At 71.1% G+C, this 2290-nt stretch carries 1 protein-coding gene and 1 pseudogene; one reads left to right on the forward strand and one right to left on the reverse strand.

Translation table 11 applies throughout. The annotated features are described in order from the left end of the window. Positions 1-473 precede the first annotated feature (473 nt). Positions 474-1808, forward strand: coding sequence for a 4-aminobutyrate--2-oxoglutarate transaminase (gene gabT, locus CCN56_RS21085; RefSeq protein ID WP_086829026.1), 1335 nt, complete (start codon positions 474-476; stop codon positions 1806-1808). Between the two features lie 216 nt (positions 1809-2024). Here gabT and CCN56_RS44710 read toward each other — a convergent pair. Beyond that, a pseudogene (locus CCN56_RS44710) lies at positions 2025-2159 on the reverse strand (phosphoesterase); the annotation flags it as partial. Between the last annotated feature and the right edge of the window lie 131 nt (positions 2160-2290).

Raw genomic sequence — 2290 nt, forward strand, 5'->3', positions numbered from 1 at the left:
CGGCGGCGGGCCCGCGGGCCGCGGAACCGGCGCGACCGGCGGGATCGACGGGGCGGCCGGGACGGACGGGTCCTGCGCGACCGGCGGGACCCCCTTAGGCGGAGGCGGCGGCGCCGCCCCCCCGGCCATGTCGCGTGACTCGTACGTGCCGTCGGTCTCCATGAACCCCTGCCCCCTGACCAGCCAGGTCGCCGCATCTGTGCCACCGTCAATCTAGTGGGCCCGGCGCCCCCGGGAGGGGATTCGACCACCCGTACGGTCGAGGGCCTCCCCCACTCGTCCGGAACGTGCCCGCGCCGCAGAACCGCAGCCGCCGCGCCCATCCCGTACCGCGGAAGCGGAGCCGCCATGTCCATCCCGGACAACGACACACCCGCCACCACTCCCGATCGGCGCATGCCCGACCCCCTCCCCCGCGCCTAGCCTGCGGAGGAAACCCGCAAGTGCGTCCAGAACACCCCCAGGAGCCCCGCATGAACGCTGTCCCGCAGGAGCGGCGCGTCGTCACCGCCATCCCCGGTCCGAAGTCGCAGGAGCTTCAGGCCCGCCGTCTCGACACGGTCGCCGGTGGCGTCGGCTCCACGCTGCCCGTCTTCACCGCGCGGGCCGGCGGCGGCATCATCGAGGACGTCGACGGCAACCGTCTGATCGACTTCGGCTCCGGCATCGCCGTGACCTCGGTCGGCGCCTCCGCCGAGGCCGTCGTGCGCCGCGCCTCCGCGCAGCTGCAGGACTTCACCCACACCTGTTTCATGGTCACGCCGTACGAGGGCTACGTCGAGGTCTGCGAGGCCCTCGCCGAGCTGACCCCGGGCGACCACGCCAAGAAGTCCGCGCTGTTCAACTCGGGCGCCGAGGCCGTCGAGAACGCGGTGAAGATCGCCCGCTCGTACACCAAGCGCCAGGCCGTCGTCGTCTTCGACCACGGCTACCACGGCCGCACCAACCTCACCATGGGCATGACGGCGAAGAACATGCCGTACAAGCAGGGCTTCGGTCCGTTCGCGCCCGAGGTCTACCGCGTGCCGGTCGCCTACGGCTACCGCTGGCCCACCGGTGCCGAGAACTGCGGCCCTGAGGCCGCCGCCCAGGCGATCGACAACATCACCAAGCAGATCGGCGCCGAGAACGTCGCCGCGATCGTCATCGAGCCGGTCCTCGGCGAGGGCGGCTTCATCGAGCCGGCCAAGGGCTTCCTGCCGGCGATCGTGAAGTTCGCCAACGACAACGGCATCGTCTTCGTCGCGGACGAGATCCAGGCCGGCTTCTGCCGTACCGGCCAGTGGTTCGCCTGCGAGGACGAGGGCATCGTCCCGGACCTCATCACCACCGCCAAGGGCATCGCGGGCGGTCTGCCGCTCGCCGCCGTCACCGGCCGCGCCGAGATCATGGACTCCGTCCACGGCGGCGGTCTGGGCGGCACCTACGGTGGCAACCCGGTCGCGTGCGCCGGTGCGCTCGGCTCCATCGAGACGATGAAGGAGCTCGACCTCAACGGCAAGGCCAAGCGCATCGAGGAGGTCATGAAGGGCCGCCTCACCGCCATGCAGGAGAAGTTCCCGGTCATCGGTGACATCCGTGGCCGCGGCGCCATGATCGCCATCGAGCTGGTGAAGGACCCGGCGACGAAGGAGCCGGCGCCGGAGGCCGCCGCCGCGCTCGCCAAGTACTGCCACAACGAGGGCGTGCTCGTCCTGACCTGCGGCACCTACGGCAACGTGCTGCGCTTCCTGCCGCCGCTGGTCATCGGCGAGGACCTGCTCAACGAGGGTCTGGACGTCATCGAGGCCGCGCTCGCGACCATCTGAGTGACCGTCCGAGGGCCGATCCGGCACACGGTGTGAAGACTCTGTGGGGGGCCGATGGCGGGATGCGTTTCCCGCTGTCGGCCCCCCGTTCCGTGACGTACGGTTTCTGCAGATGAGAGAAACACCCCGGGCGGAGCCTCCCCAGCCCCGCCCACACCGTGCCTTCGTGCACACCGCCGGGGCCTCGTGCCCCGGAACTCCTCACCGATCGGATGGCCGCGCGCCCCGGGGGGTATGGGGCGGGCGGCCATCCGATCGGTGAGGAGTTCCGGGGCACGAGGCCCCGGCGGTGTGCACGAAGGCACGGTGTGGGCGGGGCTGGGGAGGCTCCGCCCGGGGTGTTTCTCTCATCTGCAGAAACCGTACGTCACGGAACGGGGGGCCGACAGCGGGAAACGCATCCCGCCATCGGCCCCCCACAGAGTCTTCACACCGTGTGCCGGATCGGCCCTCGGACGGTCACTCAGATGGTCGCGAGCGCG

The sequence above is a fragment of the Streptomyces sp. NRRL B-24572 genome (genome assembly GCF_002156145.1).
In the GTDB taxonomy this organism is placed as follows: domain Bacteria; phylum Actinomycetota; class Actinomycetes; order Streptomycetales; family Streptomycetaceae; genus Streptomyces; species Streptomyces vietnamensis.

Coding starts and splice junctions, on each gene's coding strand:
- gabT (WP_086829026.1), top strand. CDS start 474: ATGAACGCTGTCCCGCAGGAGCGGCGCGTCGTCACCGCCATCCCCGGT.